Genomic DNA, 19835 nt, shown 5'->3' on the forward strand with positions numbered 1-19835 from the left:
CCTTGATAACTCACACTGGCGCGGATTTTAGCCGATTTCGCCTGGCTGTGCAGCCAATCGTGCAAGCAGTCGCGGCAGGTCGAGATGCCAGTGGCAGATTTCGGTCGCCCCTTCCATCAATACCGGCACCAGCTCGTTGTACTTTTCCTCCAGCAGCGGGTCGGCATCGACATCGACGACGTCCAGCGCAAAGCCGTATTGCTGCTGCAGCGGCTGCAGCTGCGCCAGCATGTCGTGACACAGGCTGCAGTATTCGCGGAAATAGAGTGTCAGCTGCCTCATTGCGTTTTTTTCTCCGGCACCAGCGCCACGAACAGCGGATTACCTTGTCGCAACAGGCGCATCGGCAGCGCCTGCCCCGCCGGCGTCGCCGCGATGGCATCCTGCAGCTGCTTGACGCTGGTAAGCTCGCTACCGGCAACACCGATGATCACGTCACCGACCACGATGCCGGCCCGTTGCGCCGGCCCCTCGACCTGGCGCACCTGCAGACCGAACTTGACGCCCAGCTGCTGCGCCAGCTGCGGCGCCAGCAACTGCACCGACAGGCCGGTGCGGTTCATCGCGTCACCATCCTGCTGCTGGTGACCATGGTAGGCCCGGTCGACGGTACGTGGATCCTCTTCCTGCAGCGCGACGGTCAACACCGTCACCCGTGACAGCGCACGGTTACGCCACACGCCCAGCTCCACGCGCGAGCCCGGCTTGATCGCGCCAATCAGCCGCGGCAGATCGGCCGAGGCCTGCACACTGTCGCGGTTGACGCTCAGCACCACGTCGCCGGCACGCAGGCCGGCCAGCTCCGCCGGACCGCCCTTCTCCACCGAGTTGATCAGTGCGCCCTGCGGCTCTTTCAAGCCGAACGAGGCGGCCAGTTCGCGCGTCAGCTCCTGGATACTGACCCCAAGGCGGCTGCGGTTGACCTTGCCGTCCTTTTTCAGCTGTTCGGCGACATTCAGCGCGACATCGATCGGAATGGCGAAGGAAATGCCCATGAAGCCACCGGAACGGCTGTAGATCTGCGAATTGATACCGACCACCTCGCCGTCCAGATTGAACAGCGGGCCACCGGAGTTACCGGGATTGATCGCGGCATCGGTCTGGATGAACGGTACATAGCTCTCGTCCGGCAGCTGGCGCCCCTTGGCCGAGACGATGCCTGAAGTCACCGTGCTCTCGAAACCGAAGGGCGAGCCGATTGCCAGCACCCACTCACCGACCTTCAGTTTTTCCGACCTGCCGAGTTTTACCGTCGGCAGGTTGGCCGCATCGACCTTCAGCAGCGCGACATCGGTACGCGCATCCGAGCCGATCAGGCGCGCCTTCAGCTCGCGCTTGTCGCTGAGAGTGACGATCATCTCGTCCGCCTCGGCCACCACGTGGGCATTGGTCAGGATGTAGCCATCCGCCGACAGGATGAAGCCGGAGCCGAGACCACCGGTGCGGTATTCACGCAGCTGCGGCGGCGCAAAACGGCGGAAGAACTCGGCAAACGGATCGTTCTGCATCCCCTCCGGAATCTGGCGCACCATCTCACGCACTGTCTGCACGGTACGGATATTCACCACCGCGCGCCCGTGCTGCTCGACCAGCTGGGTAAAGTCGGGCAGCACCTGCGGCGCAGCCAGCGCGGGCGCCGTGGCACCCAATGCGGCCAACATGGCAGAACACAGGATCAGTTTCTTGAACGGCATGTTTCTGTTTTCTCCTGAATGATCAGTGACGGATCGACCCGGCGCACGATGCTGGGCATGAAGAACTGCCGGGCGGTCACGACTGCGGCATAGCGTTTGACCCACCACAAGGTCAGGGCAAACAGGGAAAAAGCCAAGAGCACCGACGACAACTCGCCCAGCGCCCGCCCCAGCACCGCCCCCGCCAGCAGCGCCAGCAAGGGCAGGCAGTACAACAGGGCAGTCGACACCAGCAGCGCGCGCTCGTGCACGGCAACGATCACCTTGTCGCCGACACCGGCCGCGGACGGGTTGCGCACGCGGAACAGCGGCTCGCGCAGCACAAACATCCGCGCGAGCGACAGCGAACGGCAGCCGTGCACCGGATCGCACTGCCCGCACGGGGAATGCGGGGTTGGCCGCACCATGGCTTCGCCGCCATGAAGGGACACCACCTGGGCTTCGGTTTCCAGCATGCTTATTTCTTGATTACGCGCACGGTGTTGATCACGTTTTCCAGGCCCTGCTCCGGCAGATCACCGACCACGGTCAGCACCTGGTTGCCCAGCCGGCGCGACGCCAGCCCCAGCCCACCTGGACCGATCACCGCCGGATGCGAATCGGCCTCGCCCTTGCCGGCCTCGACAAACAGCGACAGCTTGGCCAGACCATCGGTATAGACAAAATGTGACACCGGGGAGTCATGTCCCGGCAACTGGCGGGTCGCGTAGCGCAACAGGCGGAAGCCGGTCGGCATGCCACGGATCTCGAAATCGGCCGGCACCACTTCCTGCGGCGCGCTGACCGCGGCGCCCAGTGCCAGGCTGTACTTGAAGCGCGGCCGCAACAAGGCGCGCTCTTTCGGGTTGCCCAGCGTCAGGTCGCTGAAGGCAAACTGCTCAATAACCGCACCCTTGGCATCGTGGGTCACCGTCTTCAGCGGCAAGGCGCTGGCCGGGTCCACGCACACCTTCAGGCCGTAGCGCAGGTTGGCCTCTTTCGGCGTCAGCAACAGCCACTGGCAATCGCGGCGCGCGACACGGTCCAGCTTGCCGCGGCTCAGCACGTAGGCCGACTTCAGGTCTTGCGAACGCTCCGGCAGGATCGCCGGAAACAGCTTGATGGCATTGACCTTGGCCGCACTCAGCGCCTTGGTGTCCGGCGCGTAGCAGGTCAGCTCGTTGTCGTCGCGCACCAGCTCGCGCGGCATGCCGTCCATCGACTCGCGCCGCTCGCGCACCACACCACCTTCCTGCGCGCGATAAAGGCGGAAGGTTTCCAGCTCGTCATCGACGTGATGGGTATAGCTACCGCTCAGCGCCTGGTGACGGCCCGCCTGCGCGGCTTTTTGCAACAGATCCCAATCCGACTCCGCGGCCGCCAACAATGGAATGCCCAGCAACAGATAACCGGCAAACTTGACCATCAGCGCGCCACCCCCGACACCGATTCCGCCAGATTGACTCGTTCCAGCCCTTCGGTGGCCATCATGTCGCGATGAGCCTGCAAATAGGAGTTGCGGGAGGACGCCTGCTCGGCCGATACCTGCACCGCCCCGCCTTGCGGCGTCGACACCGCCTGCGCCATCAGGCCCGGCACCGGTTCCGGCTGGCTCTGCCACACCGCCCAGCCGACCACCCCGGCCAGTGCGAAGGACGCCGCCATCGCGTAGCGCATCAGGCCCGATGCCGAACCGCGCTTGGGCTTGGGCGCCAGCACCGTCGGCTCCTGCTGCAGCGCCTGTCCGACTTCGGCACGCACATCGACAGACAACAGCGCAGAGCCGCGAATTGCATCACCAATCAGATGGTATTCATTCCATGCCGCTTTCAACTCCGGATCAGCATCCAGCGCACGAATACACTGAGTGGAAGCCGCATCGTCCAGCTCCCCATCCATCAAGGAAGAAAGGTTTTGTTTCATAATCGGTTCACCATCTTTTGTTTTTTGCCGTATCCAGCAAGGGACGCAACTCTGCCGCGATCGCTTCGCGGGCACGGAAAATCCGCGACCGCACGGTACCGATTGGACAGTTCATGGCACTGGCAATTTCGTCGTAGCTGAGACCTTCCATCTCGCGCAACGAAATGGCCGTGCGCAACTCTTCCGGCAGCCGCTCTACCGCGGCATTGACCGCGGCGAGGATCTGCTGGTTCATCATCTCGGCTTCCGGCGTGTGGTAATCCGGCACCTGCGAGGCCATGTCCAGGCTTTCGCCGTCCTCGTCCTCGAACTCGGCGCTGATTACCGGCCGGCGGCCGGCGGAAGTCAAAAAGTTCTTGGCCGTATTGATGCCAATACGATATAGCCAGGTATAAAACGCACTTTCACCGCGAAACGAAGGCAGTGCACGATAGGCCTTTACAAACGCTTCTTGCGTCACATCCTCGATATCCGCCGAATCGCGGATAAAGCGTGACAACAGGCGGGAAAGCCGTCGCTGGTACTTTGCCACCAACAGATCGAACGCGCGTTTTTCACCACGCTGCGCGCGCTCGACCAATTGCTGATCGATATCACGATCACTCATCGTTGCCGTTATCTCCCTGATTCGTCCTGCTTGTTTTTGTTGTGGCCAACGCTGGGCCAACACAGGACAGAAACTGTGACCTGCCTTGTTCAGGATAAGTTCACCGTACAAGCCGTTGCACTTATAACAAAGCTGTCCGCATCTAGCAAAAAAGCGCGCAGAAATTCGTTTACCAATTTACCAAGCACTTGCTAGAATATGAACAGCCACTCTAGAACACAAAACACCAGAACCTAACACCCGAACCCGAAGACAGGAGAAACCCGATGACGACACCCGGCCAACGTTTCCGCGATGCAGTTGCCAACGAAAAACCCTTGCAAGTCGTCGGCGCGGTCAATGCCTACGCCGCCCGTCTGGCCGAGCACAGCGGCTTCAAGGCACTGTACCTGTCCGGTGGCGGTGTCGCTGCCTGCTCCTGCGGCATCCCCGACCTTGGCATCACCACGCTGGAAGACGTGCTGATCGACGTGCGCCGCATCACCGACGTCACCGAACTGCCGCTGCTGGTCGATATCGATACCGGCTGGGGTGGCGCCTTCAACATCGCCCGCGCCGTGCGCAACCTGGAAAAAGCCGGTGCCGCCGCGGTGCACATCGAAGACCAGGTGCAACAGAAGCGCTGCGGCCACCGCCCGAACAAGGCCATCGTCAGCCAGGAAGAAATGGTCGACCGCGTGAAGGCGGCGGTAGACGCCCGCAAGCACGGCATGGTGATCATGGCGCGCACCGACGCGCTGGCGGTCGAGGGGCTGGAAGCGGCGATCGAGCGCGCGGTGGCCTGCGTCGAAGCCGGCGCCGACATGATCTTCCCGGAGGCGATCACCGATCTGGCGATGTACAAGCAGTTTGCCGAAGCGGTGAAGGTGCCGGTACTGGCCAACATCACCGAATTCGGTGCCACCCCGCTGTACACCACCGAACAACTGGGCGCCAACGGCGTCGGGCTGGTGCTGTACCCGCTGTCGGCGTTCCGCGCCATGAGCCAGGCGGCACTCAATGTCTACGGCGCCATCCGCCGTGACGGCACGCAGCAGAACGTGGTCGACACCATGCAGACGCGGATGGACCTGTACGAACACCTTGATTACCACGCCTACGAGCAGAAGCTGGACGCCCTGTTCAGCCAAGGCAAGTAAGCGGCCAAGTAATAAGTGGCACGGCGGTGTACACCATGCCCAATCTGCTAGCGGACATTCCGGCCGACCTGCCGCAGGAGCTGTTCCAGACGCTGTTCTCCGGCAGCGCCGGTTTTCGCGTGGAACGCATCGTGTCGCGCGGACACGCCTCACCCGAGGACTTCTGGTACGACCAGGACGAACACGAGTGGGTGCTGCTGCTGGCTGGCGCCGCAGAACTGGCGTACGCCGACCCGCCCCGCCACCAGCAGCTGGCGCCCGGTGATGCGGTGCTGATTCCGGCCCATTGCCGCCACCGCGTGGCATGGACCACACCGGCACAGGACAGCGTCTGGCTGGCCGTTTTTTTCAGCGAAAAATAATCCGATAACGCACAACCCAGTCAATACCAGCAGCAGGAGAAGAGAAGAAATGACCGAATCACTCCAAGTGCTTCCCAAAGCCAAGAAATCCGTCGCACTCTCCGGCGTCGCCGCCGGCAATACCGAGCTGTGCACCGTTGGCCGCAGCGGCAACGACCTGCACTACCGCGGCTACGACATTCTGGATCTGGCCGCCGACACCGAATTCGAGGAAGTGGCCTACCTGCTGGTACACGGCAAGCTGCCGAACCAGGCCGAACTCACCGGCTACAAGAAGAAGCTGAAATCGCTGCGCGGTCTGCCGGCGTCGGTGAAAGCGGTGCTGGAAGCACTGCCGGCCGCCTCGCACCCGATGGACGTGATGCGCAGCGGCGTATCGGCGCTCGGCTGCACGCTGCCGGAAAAGGACGACCACAACGTGCCGGGCGCCCGTGATATCGCCGACCGCCTGATGGCATCGCTGGGTTCGATGCTGCTGTACTGGTACCACTTCAGCCACAACGGCAAGCGCATCGAGGTGGAAACCGACGACGACTCCATCGGCGGCCACTTCCTGCACCTGCTGCACGGCCAGAAGCCGTCCGCGCAGTGGGTGCGCGCGATGCACACCTCGCTCAACCTGTACGCCGAGCACGAGTTCAACGCGTCCACTTTCACCGCCCGCGTCATCGCCGGCACCGGCTCCGACATGTATAGCGCCATCACCGGCGCCATCGGCGCGCTGCGCGGCCCGAAACACGGCGGCGCCAACGAGGTGGCATTCGAAGTGCAGAAACGCTACGAAAACCCGGACGAAGCCGAGGCCGACATCAAGGCCCGCGTCGAGCGCAAGGAAGTGGTGATCGGCTTCGGTCACCCGGTGTACACCATCAGCGACCCGCGCAACAAGGTGATCAAGGAAGTGGCGCGCGAGCTGTCCAACAGCGCCGGCGACAGCAAGATGTTCGACATCGCCGAGCGTCTGGAAAGCGTGATGTGGGACATCAAGAAGATGTTCCCCAACCTGGACTGGTTCAGCGCGGTGAGCTATCACATGATGGGCGTGCCGACCGCGATGTTCACCCCGCTGTTCGTGATCGCCCGTACCAGCGGCTGGAGCGCACACGTGATCGAACAGCGCATCGACGGCAAGATCATCCGCCCGAGCGCCAACTACATCGGCCCGGAAGACCAGGAATTCGTGCCACTGGCACAGCGCTGACGCGTCCCCCCCCCTGCCGGCAGCGACCGGCGGGTGATTACCATAAAACAGGAACGGCGCCCTGCGGCCAACGTTGGCCGCAGGGTGATCTCCAACCTCACCCTCGTGCCCACGCCATGAATAGCCAATACCGCAAGCCGCTGCCCGGCACCCGCCTTGACTACTTTGACACCCGCGCCGCGGTGGATGCCATCAAGCCCGGTGCCTACGCCACCCTGCCCTACGTTTCCCGCGTGCTGGCCGAACAGCTGGTTCGCCGCTGCGAGCCGGCGCTGCTCACCGACGCGCTGACGCAACTGATCGAACGCCGCCAGGACCTGGATTTCCCGTGGTATCCGGCACGGGTGGTGTGCCACGACATCCTCGGCCAGACCGCGCTGGTGGATCTGGCCGGCCTGCGCGACGCCATCGCCGACAAGGGCGGCGACCCGTCGCAGGTCAACCCGGTGGTGCCGACGCAGCTGATCGTCGACCACTCGCTGGCGGTGGAGTGCGGCGGCTTCGACCCCGATGCCTTCGCCAAGAACCGCGCCATCGAAGACCGCCGCAACGAGGACCGCTTCCACTTCATCAACTGGACGCGCACCGCGTTCAAGAACGTGGACGTGATCCCGGCCGGCAACGGCATCATGCACCAGATCAACTTGGAGAAGATGTCGCCGGTGATCCAGGCGCGCAACGGCGTCGCCTTCCCCGACACCTGTGTCGGCACCGATAGCCACACCCCGCACGTGGACGCGCTGGGCGTGATCGCCATCGGCGTCGGCGGTCTGGAAGCCGAAACCGTGATGCTGGGCCACCCGTCGATGATGCGCCTGCCGGACATCGTCGGCGTGAAGCTGACCGGCCAGCGCCAGAGCGGCATCACCGCCACCGACATCGTGCTGGCGCTGACCGAGTTCCTGCGCAAGGAGCGCGTGGTCGGCGCGTGGGTGGAGTTCTTCGGCGAAGGCGCCGACAGCCTGTCCATCGGCGACCGCGCCACCATCTCCAATATGTGCCCGGAGTACGGCGCCACCGCCGCCATGTTCTACATCGACGGTCAGACCATCGACTACCTGAAGCTCACCGGCCGCGAACCGGAACAGGTGGCGCTGGTGGAAAACTACGCCAAACTTACCGGACTGTGGGCTGACGATCTGGCCACCGCCGAGTACCCACGGGTGCTGGAATTCGACCTGTCGAGCGTGGAGCGCAACATGGCCGGCCCGTCCAATCCGCACAAACGCCTGCCGACCTCGGCACTGGCCGAGCGCGGCATTGCGGCCAACCTTGCTGCGGCGCGCGAACAGGAAGCGCAAGGGCTGCTACCGGACGGCGCGGTGATCATCGCCGCCATCACCAGCTGCACCAACACCAGCAACCCGCGCAACGTGGTCGCCGCTGCGCTGCTGGCCAAGAAGGCCAACCAGCTGGGACTGACGCGCAAGCCGTGGGTGAAGACCTCGTTCGCCCCCGGCTCCAAGGTGGCCAAGCTGTACCTGGAAGACGCCGGCCTGCTCGGCGAGCTGGAACAGCTCGGCTTCGGCATCGTCGCCTACGCCTGCACCACCTGTAACGGCATGTCCGGCGCGCTGGATCCGGCGATCCAGCAGGAAATCATCGACCGCGACCTGTACGCCACCGCGGTGCTGTCCGGCAACCGCAACTTCGACGGCCGCATCCACCCCTACGCCAAGCAGGCCTTCCTCGCCTCGCCGCCGCTGGTGGTGGCCTACGCCATCGCCGGCACCATGCGCTTCGACATCGAGCGCGACGTGCTGGGCGTGGTCGACGGCCGCGAAATCCGTCTGAAGGACCTGTGGCCGAGCGACGAGGAGATCGACGCCATCGTCGCCGCAAGCGTGAAGCCGGAACAGTTCCAGCAGATCTACATCCCGATGTTCGATCTGGGCACCGCCGAGCAGGCCAAGAGCCCGCTGTACGACTGGCGCCCGCAGTCCACCTACATCCGCCGCCCGCCGTACTGGGAAGGCGCGCTGGCCGGTGAGCGCACCTTGCGCGGCATGCGCCCGCTGGCACTGCTGCCGGACAACATCACCACCGACCACCTGTCCCCGTCCAACGCCATTCTGGCCAACAGCGCCGCCGGCGAATACCTGGCGAAAATGGGTCTGCCGGAAGAGGACTTCAACTCCTACGCCACCCACCGTGGCGACCACCTCACCGCGCAGCGCGCCACCTTCGCCAACCCGCAGCTGGTCAACGAGATGGCGGTGGTGAACGGCGAAGTGAAAAAGGGCTCGCTGGCCCGCGTCGAGCCGGACGGCCAGGTGATGCGCATGTGGGAAGCGATCGAGACCTATATGCAGCGCAAGCAGCCGCTGATCATCGTCGCCGGTGCCGACTACGGCCAGGGCAGCTCGCGTGACTGGGCGGCCAAGGGCGTGCGTCTGGCCGGGGTCGAGGCGATTGCCGCCGAGGGTTTCGAGCGCATCCACCGCACCAATCTGGTGGGCATGGGCGTGCTGCCGCTGGAGTTCAAACCCGGCGTCAACCGCAAGACGCTGAACCTCGACGGCAGCGAAACCTACGACGTTCAGGGCGACATCGCGCCGCGCGGCGACCTGACGCTGGTGATCCACCGCCAAAACGGCGAGCGCGTGGCGGTGCCGATGACCTGCCGTCTGGACACCGCCGCCGAAGTGCGCGTCTACCAGGCCGGCGGCGTACTGCAGCGCTTCGCCCAGGATTTCCTGGCCGGCCAGCCGGCTTGAGCATCAAGCGGCAGGCACCTTCCAGTGGTGCCTGCCACGTAACCGGGAACAGGCAATATGGAAAAGACCTATCATGGCAGTTGCCATTGCGGGGCGGTCACCTTTGAAGCAGACCTCGACCTGAGCCAACCCACCTACCGTTGCAACTGTTCAATCTGCCGACGCACCCGCTTCTGGCCCGCCATCGCCCGGGCCGGGCAGTTCCGCCTGCTGACCGGGCAAGCCGAGCTGACCCAGTACCTGTTCAATACCCGGAAAAATCAGCATTACTTCTGCAAACACTGTGGCGTGCGTTGCTTCGGCATCGGCACCGAGACCCCGACCGGCCTCATGTATGGCGTCAATCTGGGTTGCCTCGACGATGTCAGCGACACAGAACTGGCACAAGCCCCCATCACCTATGTGAATGGTCGTGACGAGCACTGGGATCGGCCGCCGGCGGTGTTTGCCCACCTTTGAGGATAGTCATGACTCATCAAGCTCAAGCCCGCATTGCCGCTACCTACATCCGCGGTGGCACCAGCAAGGGCGTGTTCTTCCGCCTGCAGGACCTGCCCGCCAGCTGCCAGCAGCCCGGCCCGGCGCGCGATGCGCTGTTCATGCGCGTGATCGGCAGCCCCGACCCCTACTCCGCCCACATCGACGGCATGGGCGGTGCCACCTCCAGCACCAGCAAGTGCGTGATCCTGTCGAAAAGCACCCAGCCCGATCACGACGTCGACTACCTGTACGGCCAGGTCGCCATCGACAAGGCCTTCGTCGACTGGAGCGGCAACTGCGGCAACCTGTCCACCGCCGCCGGTGCCTTCGCCATCCACGCCGGCCTGGTCGACCCGGCCCGCATCCCAGAGAACGGCACCGCCGTAGTCCGCATCTGGCAGGCCAATATCCGGAAGACCATCATCGCCCATGTCCCCGTGACCAACGGCCAGGTACAGGAAACCGGTGATTTCGAACTGGACGGCGTCACCTTCCCGGCTGCCGAGATCGTGCTGGAGTTCATGGATCCGTCCGATGACGGCGACGACGGCGGCGCCATGTTCCCCACCGGCAAGCTGGTGGACGATCTGGAAGTGCCCGGCGTCGGCACCTTCAAGGCCACCATGATCAGCGCCGGCATTCCCACCGTGTTTGTCAACGCCGCCGACATCGGCTACACCGGCACCGAGCTGCGTGAGGCCATCAACAGCGACCCGGCGGCGCTGGCCCGCTTCGAGGCCATCCGCGTGGCCGGCGCGCTGCGCATGGGCCTGATCAAGACCGCGGAAGAAGCCGCCACCCGCCAGCACACCCCCAAGATCGCCTTCGTGGCACCGCCGGCCGACTACACCGCCTCCAGCGGCAAGCAGATTCAGGCCGCCGACATCGACCTGCTGGTGCGCGCACTGTCGATGGGCAAGCTGCACCACGCGATGATGGGCACCGCCGCGGTGGCCATCGGCACCGCCGCCGCCATTCCCGGCACGCTGGTAAACCTGGCCGCCGGTGGCGGCGAACGCAGCGCGGTGCGCTTCGGCCATCCGTCCGGCACCCTGCGCGTCGGCGCCGAAGCCAAACAGGTTGACGGCCAATGGAAGGTCACCAAGGCCATCATGAGCCGCAGCGCGCGGGTACTGATGGAAGGCTGGGTACGGGTGCCCGGCGACATTCTGTAAGCAGCGGCAAGCCGTTGCGCCCCGGGCCACACCGTTGCGGCCAACCTTGCTGATAGTGCATGACCGAAACAGGCCGGCTCACCACAAGTGAGCCGGCCTCTGTCTTGTTCGCGACGACCACTGGCGGATAGCACGCCAGCAGCATTCTCGCGCCCATTCAGGCGTGTTAGATTCGGCACCTCAGCGCACAACCGCAGCGATTACCCATGAAAAAATATCTACGGATGGCCGGCTGGCTGCTGGCCGCACCACTGGCCCTCGCCAGCCCCGGCAAACTGGTGATCCTGCTCGACGACAGCACCGAGATGCCACTGGCCAGCCTACAGGGCGCCACACTGCTGGCCGGCATTCATCTTGACCTGGGCCAGGCGCTGGCCAGCGAACTGGGCAAGCAGGCCAGCTTCCGGGTATTGCCGCGCAAGCGGATCAGCAGCAGCCTGCAAAACGGCGATGCCGACCTGGTGTGCCTGTACCTGCCCGAGTGGCTGCCCGGCCCGTTTCGCTGGTCCCGGCCATTCCTGCCCAATGCCGACCTGCTGGTCACCCGCCGCGACCAGCCACGCCCCGGCAGCATCGCCGCGCTGGCCGGACAAAGCATCGGCACCATTCACGGCTTCCACTACCCGGAACTGGAAGCCCGCCTCGGCAGCAATCTTGTCCGCGACGACGCACCCAACGCCAGCAGCAACCTGAAAAAGCTGGAAGCCGGCCGCACCCACCACGCTGCCGTCAACCAGCTCTACCTGCGCTACCAGCAAAAACTGGGGCAACTACCGGTCGCGCTGCACCCGCCGCTGGTGCTCAACAGTTACCGCGCCGGTTGTGCACTATCCCGCCACAGCCGGATCAGCCTGCCGCAGCTCAATCGCGCCATCGCCCGACTGCTGCACGACGACACCGTGCCGCGCATCTTGGCAAAATACCGCTAGCTGACCGCCGCCCGGCAACGCAGTCGGCCTCGACCATCACCCCGGTAGCGCCCGCCGCCCTTCTCGCCGCTGCAGCGCGCCTGCTGTTCGACCGCGGCGCCGCTCAGCGCTAGAATCGCAGGCTGTTCACAAGGAAAACACCATGCAGCAGATCATCGATTTCATCCTGGAACTGGACAAACTGAAGGGCGTCACCCGCAAGACGCGGCCACTGGGGCTGGAGCGGCAGGAAAACTCCGCCGAGCACAGCTGGCAGATCGCAATGCTGGCGGCGTCGCTGGCGCCGTACGCGGCGGAGCCGGTCGACATCAGCCACGTGGTGGCGATGCTGCTGGTACACGACATCGGCGAGATCGACACCGGCGACACCATCGTCTACGCCGAGGACGGCTGGGAAGAGCGCAAGGCGGCGGAGCTGGCGGCGGTGACGCGGATTTTCGGCCTGTTGCCGGACACGCAGGCGCAGCGCTTCATGTCGCTATGGCAGGAGTTCGAGAACGGCGAAACCGCCGAGGCGCGCTTTGCCCACGCCGCCGACCGCGCGATGCCGGTGCTGCTGAACCTGGCCAACAACGGGCAGAGCTGGCGCGAAAACGGCATCAGCCACGCACGCGTGGTGCAGCGCATCGGCCCGCCGATCCAGAGTGGCTGTCCGGCGCTGTGGGATTACCTGGCCGAGCAGCTGGCCCACGCGCGGCAACAGGGCTGGTTCGGCGCGGACTGAGCTCGGCGGACTCCCCCCCAAAAAAAAGACAAGCAAGCCCGGCGTAACTGTTACGCCGGGCTTGCTTGTCTGTGTGCTAGCTCGCCCCTCCGGCGCAAGCAGCGGCCGAGACTGCGGCCAACGTTGGCCGCAACGACGGGCTTTGTTCAGGCCCAGATGCGGCGCATCGCGGCCTCGACATTGCGGCAGTCGTCGTAGTCGACCCGGCCCTGGATGCTGTAGTCCGGCAGTGAGGTATTGCGCGCCTCCGGCGACGCCATCGGCATGCCCTGGCGGTTGTACAGGCAGTAGGCCTGCGGCGCGTTATTGGTGCTGCGCTTTTTCACCACCGCGATTTCACCGTTTTTCAGCTTGACGATGGTGCCGGGCGGGATCAGCCCCAGCGCCTTGATCAGCTTCTGGATCAGCGCATTGTCCAGCTGCTGGCTCTGTCCGACATACAGGTCGCGCATCGCCGCCATCGGGAAGTAAGCCTTGGGCCGGTACGGCCGTGGCCGCGTCATCGCGCAGTAGACATCGGCCACCGCCAGCAGGCTGCCGTGCAGCGAGATGGCGCCGCCGGACAGACACAGCGGGTAGCCGCTGCCGTCCTGGCGTTCGTGGTGCTGCAGCACCGCTTCCAGCCACAGCTCGTCGTCGACGCCGATGTCCTTGAGGATGGCGCAGCTGGTGATCGGGTGCTGGTTGATCTCGCGGCGTTTTTCCTCGGTCAGCCCGCCACTGTGGTTGGCCAGGCTGTAGATGCCGATGTCGTGGGTGAGCGCGGCGCAGATCAGCGAATGCTGCTGTGCCTTGTCCAGACGGCCATCGGCTTCGGCCAGCAGCGCGCTGACCACGCCCACCGACAGGTGGTGGCGCAGCGCATACTCGCCTTCGTGAAACAGGTGAATGGCGGCGATGGCGGCTTCCGGGTCCTGCAGGCAGGCGGCCTGCAGGCGGCCGGCCAGCGAGCGGATGCGGGTGATGAACTGGTCGCGATGGACATCGGCCTGCTGGTCGACCAGCATCGCGTTCAGCGTCACCGCCGCGTGCTGCACCAGCGCGAACACCGGTTCGCGCAGCTGTTCCGCCCGCGGCGTGCTGGCAGCCGGCGCCACCGGCGCGGCACCGGGCACCACTTCCTTGTGGCCCATGGCCAGCAGTTTCTGCTTGGCACCGGGGTCGCGCAGCACCGAGCCCTTGTTCAGCAGCAGATGGCCATCCGCGTTGTACACCGCCTGCTCCAGCGGTTTGCCCAGCATCACATCGGCGGGCGAAAGCTGTTTGAGTGCCATGGCAGCCACTTCCTATTGAAACAATCGGCCATTATTAATTCCAAATGGCATGACACGCTTGATCTGCGTCAAGCACGGGAGTGGGCTGTCGCGATATAGCGACGTCATGAACTGACGTGACATGACTGGCGTGGCGGCGGGTGCCAGCAGCGTGACGTCTGGTCTGATTTTTCGGGAATTGCGGCGTGCGACCAACCTTGCCGTGGCGGCCGGTGGGAAACAACAGGCGAGGAAAAAGGCAGCGGACAACACAGCCTGAACGGCATCACCCGTCAGCAACACAGGGCGAACGGCGCCACCCCGGCTGCCGGCTGCCGGCTCAGCGCTGGCGGCGCTTGTTGCCGCGTTCGGTCAGCAAAAAGGCGGGATCAAGGTCGAACAGCATGCCGGTGCGCCCAGTCTGCGACTGGCAGGCGATCAGCATCGCCCGGTTGATCGCTTCTTTCTTGCTGACACCCCACCACTCGATCATCTTGTCGAGCGCCTTTTGCGCGTCGCGCGACAGCTCCACCGTCACCGACAGTTCCTGCAGGCGGTTGCGACGCAGCTCGCGCGAACGACGCTTGCGCTCGGCAGCCGTCATCGCGCGCTCGCCCAGCGGCTTGCGCCCGGGTTTGGCGCGGCTGCCGCCGATTAGGTCCATGGTGTAGTGGTCGCAGGGGTCTCGCATGCCGGGGCGGGGTAATTTGAAAGGGGCGCAAGGATACCACGAAGCCAGCCCGCGGCGCGAACACCCGCGCAATATGACAAAATGGCACAAAAACAAGAACGATTCTCGATTAAATTGACCGCATTAACTGCGAGTGATTATCATGAATCCTTCGTTTCACTACCCATTCATCACGCCGGATTCCATCATGCGCAAAACCCTGCTCGCGGCCGCCTTGCTCGGCACCCTGCTCTCTCCTGTCCACGCCTCGGCCGCCGAGGTCAGCCGCGAGGCGGTGGTACAGCAATACAGCCAGATCGTGTTCGCCAGCTACGAAGATTCGCTGCTCACCGCCAAGGCACTACAGAACGCGATCAACGCCTTTGTCGCCGCCCCGAGCGAAGCCGGCCTGAACCAGGCACGCCAGGCATGGTTGGCCGCACGCGAGCCGTACGGCCAGACCGAAGCCTTCCGCTTCTATGGCGGCCCGATCGACGACGCCCGCGGCCCGGAAGGCCAGATCAACGCCTGGCCGCTGGACGAGGCCTATATCGATGGCGTCAAGGGCAAGCCGAGCGCAGGCGTGGTCAACAACCGCAAGGTGGTGATCAGCAAGAAGCTGCTCAGCTCGCTGAATGAGCGTGGCGGCGAAGAAAACATCTCCACCGGCTACCACGCCATCGAGTTCCTGCTGTGGGGCCAGGACTTCGACAGCAACGGCGCCGGCAAGCGCAGCTACACCGACTTTGTCGACGGCCAGGGCAATAACGCCGACCGCCGCCGCGAGTACCTGAAGACTGCCGCCGAGCTACTGGTCGACGACCTGGGCTATCTGGTTGCCGCCTGGCAGCCGAACAGCAACAACTTCCGCGCCAAGTTCGAGAAAAAACCGGACGCGCTGCGCCAGATGCTGGTTGGCATCGGCGTGCTGTCGCGGGCGGAGCTGGCCGGCGAGCGCATCGAAGTGGCGCTGGACAGCCGCAACCAGGAAGACGAGCACTCCTGCTTCTCCGACAACACCCACCGCGACATCGTCACCAACGCCCGTGGCATCCAGAACGTGTGGCTGGGCGAGTACACCCGCGTGGACGGCAGCCTGCTCAAGGGCGCCAGCCTGCGTGACCTGGTCGCCGCCAGCAATGCCAAGGCAGCCGAGCGTGTGACCGCCGACATGGCCGCCACCCAGGCCCGCGCCGAGGCGATCAAGGCGCCGTTCGACCAGGAAATCGTCAACAAGGACGGCCGCAGCCGGGTGCAGGCCACCGTCGCCGCGCTGAAGAAACAGGCCAGCAGCCTGGTGGAAGCCGCCAAGGCGATCGGCATCAAGAAGCTGAACGTCAACGGCTAAGCACTCCTGCCATCGGCCATCGCCATCACCCCGCCCGGTTCGCCGGGCGGGTTTTTGCCTATTCGGAATGCACCATGACAAAACTCTTTCTGCGCCCCGCCTCGTGGCTAGCCGCCGGCCTGATCCTCGGCGGGCTGGTCGGCTTTACCTCGCTGCCGGAGCTGGCGCCGTATCACGACGGCGATGAAAAGCTGGGCGGCGATACCACCGTGTACGAGACCGGCCGCAACGCCTTCTCGCTGTCGGCCGCCAATATGGCGTCGGAACGGCAGACGCGCTTCTTTGTCGGCAACTCCTTCTTCAAGAAGGCCTGGGTCGAGGCGCCGTCGTCGACTACCGCCCGCGACGGGCTGGGACCACACTTCATCGCCCGTTCCTGTGGCGCCTGTCACGCGCTGGACGGCCGCGGCGCACCGCCGCAGTTCGACAAGCAGCTGCAGGCCGAGCAACCGATGGCGCTGCTGTTCCGCCTGTCCGTCCCCGGTAGCAAAGGCCCGCAGCCGGAACCGAACTACGGCGGCCAGTTCAACAACGACGCCATTCCCGGCGTGAAGCCGGAAGGCAAGGTGCAGATCAGCTACCAGCCGCAAACGGGCAGCTTCCCCGATGGCGAGCCGTTCGAGCTGCTGCAACCGCAGTACCGTTTTACCGAGCTGGGCTACGGCCCGCTGCATCCGCAGCTGCAGGTATCGCCGCGCATCGCGCCGCAGATGATCGGCCTCGGCCTGCTGGAGGCGATCCGCGAGCAGGACATCCTCGCCAACGCCCGCGCGCAGGCTGCGGCCAACCTTGGCGTGTCCGGCCGCGCCAACTACGTGCCCGATGCCTACGCCGGCAAGACCCTGATCGGTCGCTTCGGCTGGAAGGCCAATGTCGCCACCATCGCCCACCAGTCCGCCGGCGCCTTCAACGGCGACATCGGCATCACCTCGCGCCACTTCGCGCAGGAAGAATGCCTGCCCGCGCAGCGCGACTGCCGCCAGGCCGCGCGCGGCGGCAAGCCGGAAATCCCGAAGGACAAGCTGGACGCGGTGATCTTCTACAGCCGCACGCTGGCGGTGCCGGCGCAGCGCGAGGCCGACAGCGCCGAGGTGCGACGCGGCAAGTGGCTGTTCAGCCAGGCACAGTGCAGCAGCTGCCACGTGTCCAGCTACACCACCGGCCCGCTGCGCGGCCTGCCGGAAGTATCCGGCCAGAAGATCAGTCCCTACACCGACCTGCTGCTGCACGACATGGGCCCGGGCCTGGCCGACGGCCGCCCCGACGGGCTGGCCAGTGGCCAGGAGTGGAAAACGCCGCCTCTGTGGGGCATCGGGCTGTTTGCCGACGTCAACGGCCACACCCGCTACCTGCACGACGGCCGCGCGCGCACCCTGAGCGAAGCCATCCTGTGGCACGGCGGCGAGGCCGAGGCCGCCAAGCAGCGCTTCATGGCCTTCAACAAGACCGACCGCGCCGCCCTGCTGCGCTTCCTCGAATCCCTTTGAACCTGAAGCCGGCACCCTGCCCTGGTGCCGGCGACAGCGGAGCGACCATGCAACTGAAATCCGTTTTGACTTTGTCGGCCTTGCTGCTCGCCGGCGCGGCCCACGCCGACACCGCCGCGCCGCAGGATGCGACGCCGCGCTACGTGCAGTACGTGCTCAACGACACCCTGCTGCCGCGCTACCAGCAGCTGGCCACCGCCAACCGTGCGCTGGCCAGTCAGCTGCAGCACAGCTGCGCCCAGCCTGGTGATGCCGGCCTGGCGGCGGTACGCCAGCAGTGGCAACAGGCCTACGGCAGCTGGATGCGCGTCGCGGCGCTGAACTGGGGGCCGACGGCGCAGCTGCGCAGCCAGCGCACCATCGCCTTCAAGCCGACGCGCACCACGCTGGTCGACAGCGCAGTCAGCCGTAGTGCCGCGCAGGAGGCCGACGTCTTCGACACCACCGGCACCGCGGCCAAGGGCTACACCGCCATCGAATACCTGCTGTACCGCCCCACCGCCAGCCTGGCCACGCCCGGCGTCTGCGCCTGGCTGCAACGCAACGCCGACGACATCAGCGAGCACAGCGCCGAGCTGCAGCGCCAGTGGCAGCGTTTTGCCGCGCGTATCAGTGCCGGCGAAAGCGCCGACGACCTGCCGTCCAGCCAGCAGGCGCTGGAGGAAATCATCAACCTGACCCTGGCCGGCAACAACGAGCTGCACAAGGAATTGTCGCGACTGGCTAGCCAGAAGCCGGAACTGGTCAGCGGCCAGCGCAGCCACAGCGGCAAGCGGCTGCTGCAGGCACAGTTCGACCTGCTGCAACAACTGCTGGTCGGCGGTAACGGCAAGGACTTTGCGCTGGCCCAGCTGCTGGCGCAGGGCCCACAGCCGGCGCTGGCGCAGCAGCTGCGACAACGAGTAGCCGCGGTGGGCAAGGGGCTGGCGCTGCTGCCGGACAACCTGGTACAGGCTGGCCGCAGCGGCAAGGAGAGGGCGGCGGTGCAGGCGCTGGCCGCGCTGCTGACCCTGCTGGAAGGCCCGGTCGCCGACAGCCTGGACATCACCCTCAGCTTCAATGAATCCGATGGCGACTGATCCGCAACGCCGCCGCCTGCTGCAGGGCGTGGCCGCCGGCCTGTTGGCGTGGCCGCTGCGCAGCCTGGCCGGCGAGACCCCGCTGCAGCTGCTGTCGGCCTACGACGTTGGCCGCAACGAGCACCGCGTCGGCGCCGCCGGCCGCAGCACCGCCGCCACCCTGCCGCAACGCGGCCACCACATCGCGCTGCTGCCCGGCCGGCCGCACGAGTGCCTGGTGTTCGCGCGCCGCCCCGGCAGCTTCATCGCGCGCCTCGACTGGCACAGCGGCGAGACACTGGCGTGGTACGACTATCCCGACGACCGCCACGGCTTCGGCCACGGCATCGTGCTGCCCGGCGGCGTGCTGGCCACCACCGACAGCAATATCGATAGTGGCGACGGCATCCTGACCCTGCGCGACGCGCTGACGCTGGCACCGCAACGCGAGCTGCCGTCCGGCGGCATCGGCCCGCACCAGCTGCTGCCGCTGCCTGACGGCCGCATCCTGGTCGCCAACGGCGGCATCCTGACGCTGCCGGAGAGCGGCCGCATCAAGCTCAACGTGCACAGCATGCAGCCCAGCCTGGACATCATCGACCTCAACGTTGGCCGCAGCGTGGCCAGCTTCCGCCTGCCGGACAACAAGCTGTCGCTGCGCCATCTGGCGGCGGTGGCCGACGGCCACTACGCGGTGGCCCTGCAGTACGAAGGCGAAGGCAGCGCGCCGCTGGCCAGCCTGTGGCACGAAAACAGCGGGCTGCGCAAGCTGCCGCTGCCGCCGGAACTGGCCGCCGCCTGCAACGGCTACGCCGCCAGCGTGGCGGCGACGCCGACCCGCATCGCCTGCACCGCCACCAAGGGCGACCAGGTGGTGTTCTGGTCAGCCGCCGGCGAGTTTCTGGGGACGGTGGCGCTGAGCAAGCCGGCCGGCATCGCCGCGACACCGGACCAGCGCCACTTCATCGTCAGCAACGAGCTGGGCGACATTGTGTGGATCGACAGCCAGCAGCTGCAGATCGTCGCCGCGCGCAGCCAGCACTTCCCGGTGAAGTGGGACAACCATCTGGTGCTGTTGTGATTTGAGGC

20 protein-coding genes are annotated in these 19835 nt (G+C 65.5%); 12 read left to right on the forward strand and 8 right to left on the reverse strand.

Annotation, left to right across the window (positions count from 1 at the left end; translation table 11 throughout):
• Positions 1 to 27: 27 nt before the first annotated feature.
• From ACG97_RS05145 to rpoE, 6 genes are read right to left on the reverse strand one after another with little or no spacing between them, the layout of a single operon-like run.
• Positions 28 to 282: a glutaredoxin family protein gene (locus tag ACG97_RS05145; RefSeq protein ID WP_047966275.1), complete on the reverse strand. Its 255-nt coding sequence runs from the start codon at positions 280 to 282 to the stop codon at positions 28 to 30.
• The gene (locus ACG97_RS05150; RefSeq protein ID WP_047966276.1) at positions 279 to 1694 is read right to left on the reverse strand and encodes a DegQ family serine endoprotease; all 1416 of its coding nucleotides are present in this window, start codon (positions 1692 to 1694) and stop codon (positions 279 to 281) included. The genes ACG97_RS05145 and ACG97_RS05150 overlap by 4 nt, the downstream gene beginning before the upstream one ends.
• Positions 1676 to 2149: a SoxR reducing system RseC family protein gene (locus ACG97_RS05155; protein ID WP_047966277.1), complete on the reverse strand. Its 474-nt coding sequence runs from the start codon at positions 2147 to 2149 to the stop codon at positions 1676 to 1678. The genes ACG97_RS05150 and ACG97_RS05155 overlap by 19 nt, the downstream gene beginning before the upstream one ends.
• A 2-nt stretch (positions 2150 to 2151) precedes the next feature.
• Positions 2152 to 3099 (reverse strand): MucB/RseB C-terminal domain-containing protein, encoded by a 948-nt coding sequence (locus ACG97_RS05160; protein WP_047966278.1) that lies wholly within the window; start codon positions 3097 to 3099, stop codon positions 2152 to 2154.
• Positions 3099 to 3596 (reverse strand): sigma-E factor negative regulatory protein, encoded by a 498-nt coding sequence (locus ACG97_RS05165; RefSeq protein WP_082133650.1) that lies wholly within the window; start codon positions 3594 to 3596, stop codon positions 3099 to 3101. Before ACG97_RS05165 ends, ACG97_RS05160 begins: the two co-directional genes overlap by 1 nt.
• A 7-nt stretch (positions 3597 to 3603) precedes the next feature.
• Positions 3604 to 4203: an RNA polymerase sigma factor RpoE gene (gene rpoE, locus ACG97_RS05170; protein WP_047966280.1), complete on the reverse strand. Its 600-nt coding sequence runs from the start codon at positions 4201 to 4203 to the stop codon at positions 3604 to 3606.
• A gap of 266 nt (positions 4204 to 4469) precedes the next feature.
• On the opposite strand from rpoE, the gene prpB reads away from it, so the two are divergent.
• The 8 genes from prpB (at position 4470) to ACG97_RS05210 (ending at position 12930) form a co-directional block, all read left to right on the forward strand.
• Positions 4470 to 5342 carry a methylisocitrate lyase gene (gene prpB / locus ACG97_RS05175; protein ID WP_047966281.1) on the forward strand — a complete coding sequence of 291 codons (873 nt, stop codon included), beginning with the start codon at positions 4470 to 4472 and terminating at the stop codon, positions 5340 to 5342.
• A gap of 35 nt (positions 5343 to 5377) precedes the next feature.
• Positions 5378 to 5704: a cupin domain-containing protein gene (locus tag ACG97_RS05180; RefSeq protein WP_047966282.1), complete on the forward strand. Its 327-nt coding sequence runs from the start codon at positions 5378 to 5380 to the stop codon at positions 5702 to 5704.
• Between the two features lie 49 nt (positions 5705 to 5753).
• Entirely contained in the window at positions 5754 to 6905 is a 1152-nt protein-coding gene (gene prpC / locus ACG97_RS05185; protein ID WP_047966283.1) for a 2-methylcitrate synthase, read from the forward strand.
• A 116-nt stretch (positions 6906 to 7021) separates the two neighbouring features.
• A complete protein-coding gene (gene acnD / locus ACG97_RS05190; protein ID WP_047966284.1) occupies positions 7022 to 9622 on the forward strand; it encodes a Fe/S-dependent 2-methylisocitrate dehydratase AcnD in 2601 nt (866 codons plus the stop codon).
• A gap of 57 nt (positions 9623 to 9679) precedes the next feature.
• The gene (locus tag ACG97_RS05195; RefSeq protein ID WP_047966285.1) at positions 9680 to 10081 is read left to right on the forward strand and encodes a GFA family protein; all 402 of its coding nucleotides are present in this window, start codon (positions 9680 to 9682) and stop codon (positions 10079 to 10081) included.
• A gap of 8 nt (positions 10082 to 10089) precedes the next feature.
• The gene (gene prpF, locus ACG97_RS05200; protein WP_047966286.1) at positions 10090 to 11277 is read left to right on the forward strand and encodes a 2-methylaconitate cis-trans isomerase PrpF; all 1188 of its coding nucleotides are present in this window, start codon (positions 10090 to 10092) and stop codon (positions 11275 to 11277) included.
• Positions 11278 to 11483: 206 nt separating this feature from the next.
• The gene (locus ACG97_RS05205; protein WP_047966287.1) at positions 11484 to 12206 is read left to right on the forward strand and encodes an ABC transporter substrate-binding protein; all 723 of its coding nucleotides are present in this window, start codon (positions 11484 to 11486) and stop codon (positions 12204 to 12206) included.
• 142 nt (positions 12207 to 12348) lie between these two features.
• Positions 12349 to 12930, forward strand: coding sequence for an HD family hydrolase (locus ACG97_RS05210; protein WP_047966288.1), 582 nt, complete (start codon positions 12349 to 12351; stop codon positions 12928 to 12930).
• 146 nt (positions 12931 to 13076) lie between these two features.
• Here ACG97_RS05210 and ACG97_RS05215 read toward each other — a convergent pair whose 3' ends face one another.
• Both ACG97_RS05215 and ACG97_RS05220 read right to left on the reverse strand, forming a co-directional pair.
• Positions 13077 to 14204, reverse strand: coding sequence for an HD-GYP domain-containing protein (locus tag ACG97_RS05215; protein WP_047966289.1), 1128 nt, complete (start codon positions 14202 to 14204; stop codon positions 13077 to 13079).
• A gap of 319 nt (positions 14205 to 14523) precedes the next feature.
• Entirely contained in the window at positions 14524 to 14874 is a 351-nt protein-coding gene (locus ACG97_RS05220; RefSeq protein ID WP_047966290.1) for a hypothetical protein, read from the reverse strand.
• Positions 14875 to 15016: 142 nt separating this feature from the next.
• On the opposite strand from ACG97_RS05220, the gene ACG97_RS05225 reads away from it, so the two are divergent.
• The 4 genes from ACG97_RS05225 (at position 15017) to ACG97_RS05240 (ending at position 19827) form a co-directional block, all read left to right on the forward strand.
• A complete protein-coding gene (locus ACG97_RS05225) occupies positions 15017 to 16201 on the forward strand; it encodes an imelysin family protein (protein ID WP_238377260.1) in 1185 nt (394 codons plus the stop codon).
• Positions 16202 to 16275: 74 nt separating this feature from the next.
• Entirely contained in the window at positions 16276 to 17688 is a 1413-nt protein-coding gene (locus ACG97_RS05230) for a di-heme oxidoredictase family protein (RefSeq protein WP_047966291.1), read from the forward strand.
• A 47-nt stretch (positions 17689 to 17735) separates the two neighbouring features.
• Positions 17736 to 18767 (forward strand): imelysin family protein, encoded by a 1032-nt coding sequence (locus ACG97_RS05235; RefSeq protein ID WP_082133651.1) that lies wholly within the window; start codon positions 17736 to 17738, stop codon positions 18765 to 18767.
• The gene (locus ACG97_RS05240; protein WP_047966293.1) at positions 18757 to 19827 is read left to right on the forward strand and encodes a DUF1513 domain-containing protein; all 1071 of its coding nucleotides are present in this window, start codon (positions 18757 to 18759) and stop codon (positions 19825 to 19827) included. Before ACG97_RS05235 ends, ACG97_RS05240 begins: the two co-directional genes overlap by 11 nt.
• Positions 19828 to 19835 lie beyond the last annotated feature (8 nt).

This window comes from Vogesella sp. EB, assembly GCF_001037925.1.
GTDB classification, from domain to species: domain Bacteria; phylum Pseudomonadota; class Gammaproteobacteria; order Burkholderiales; family Chromobacteriaceae; genus Vogesella; species Vogesella indigofera.

Coding starts and splice junctions, on each gene's coding strand:
- ACG97_RS05145 (WP_047966275.1), bottom strand. CDS start 282: ATGAGGCAGCTGACACTCTATTTCCGCGAATACTGCAGCCTGTGTCAC.
- ACG97_RS05150 (WP_047966276.1), bottom strand. CDS start 1,694: ATGCCGTTCAAGAAACTGATCCTGTGTTCTGCCATGTTGGCCGCATTG.
- ACG97_RS05155 (WP_047966277.1), bottom strand. CDS start 2,149: ATGCTGGAAACCGAAGCCCAGGTGGTGTCCCTTCATGGCGGCGAAGCC.
- ACG97_RS05160 (WP_047966278.1), bottom strand. CDS start 3,099: ATGGTCAAGTTTGCCGGTTATCTGTTGCTGGGCATTCCATTGTTGGCG.
- ACG97_RS05165 (WP_082133650.1), bottom strand. CDS start 3,596: ATGAAACAAAACCTTTCTTCCTTGATGGATGGGGAGCTGGACGATGCG.
- rpoE (WP_047966280.1), bottom strand. CDS start 4,203: ATGAGTGATCGTGATATCGATCAGCAATTGGTCGAGCGCGCGCAGCGT.
- prpB (WP_047966281.1), top strand. CDS start 4,470: ATGACGACACCCGGCCAACGTTTCCGCGATGCAGTTGCCAACGAAAAA.
- ACG97_RS05180 (WP_047966282.1), top strand. CDS start 5,378: ATGCCCAATCTGCTAGCGGACATTCCGGCCGACCTGCCGCAGGAGCTG.
- prpC (WP_047966283.1), top strand. CDS start 5,754: ATGACCGAATCACTCCAAGTGCTTCCCAAAGCCAAGAAATCCGTCGCA.
- acnD (WP_047966284.1), top strand. CDS start 7,022: ATGAATAGCCAATACCGCAAGCCGCTGCCCGGCACCCGCCTTGACTAC.
- ACG97_RS05195 (WP_047966285.1), top strand. CDS start 9,680: ATGGAAAAGACCTATCATGGCAGTTGCCATTGCGGGGCGGTCACCTTT.
- prpF (WP_047966286.1), top strand. CDS start 10,090: ATGACTCATCAAGCTCAAGCCCGCATTGCCGCTACCTACATCCGCGGT.
- ACG97_RS05205 (WP_047966287.1), top strand. CDS start 11,484: ATGAAAAAATATCTACGGATGGCCGGCTGGCTGCTGGCCGCACCACTG.
- ACG97_RS05210 (WP_047966288.1), top strand. CDS start 12,349: ATGCAGCAGATCATCGATTTCATCCTGGAACTGGACAAACTGAAGGGC.
- ACG97_RS05215 (WP_047966289.1), bottom strand. CDS start 14,204: ATGGCACTCAAACAGCTTTCGCCCGCCGATGTGATGCTGGGCAAACCG.
- ACG97_RS05220 (WP_047966290.1), bottom strand. CDS start 14,874: ATGCGAGACCCCTGCGACCACTACACCATGGACCTAATCGGCGGCAGC.
- ACG97_RS05225 (WP_238377260.1), top strand. CDS start 15,017: ATGAATCCTTCGTTTCACTACCCATTCATCACGCCGGATTCCATCATG.
- ACG97_RS05230 (WP_047966291.1), top strand. CDS start 16,276: ATGACAAAACTCTTTCTGCGCCCCGCCTCGTGGCTAGCCGCCGGCCTG.
- ACG97_RS05235 (WP_082133651.1), top strand. CDS start 17,736: ATGCAACTGAAATCCGTTTTGACTTTGTCGGCCTTGCTGCTCGCCGGC.
- ACG97_RS05240 (WP_047966293.1), top strand. CDS start 18,757: ATGGCGACTGATCCGCAACGCCGCCGCCTGCTGCAGGGCGTGGCCGCC.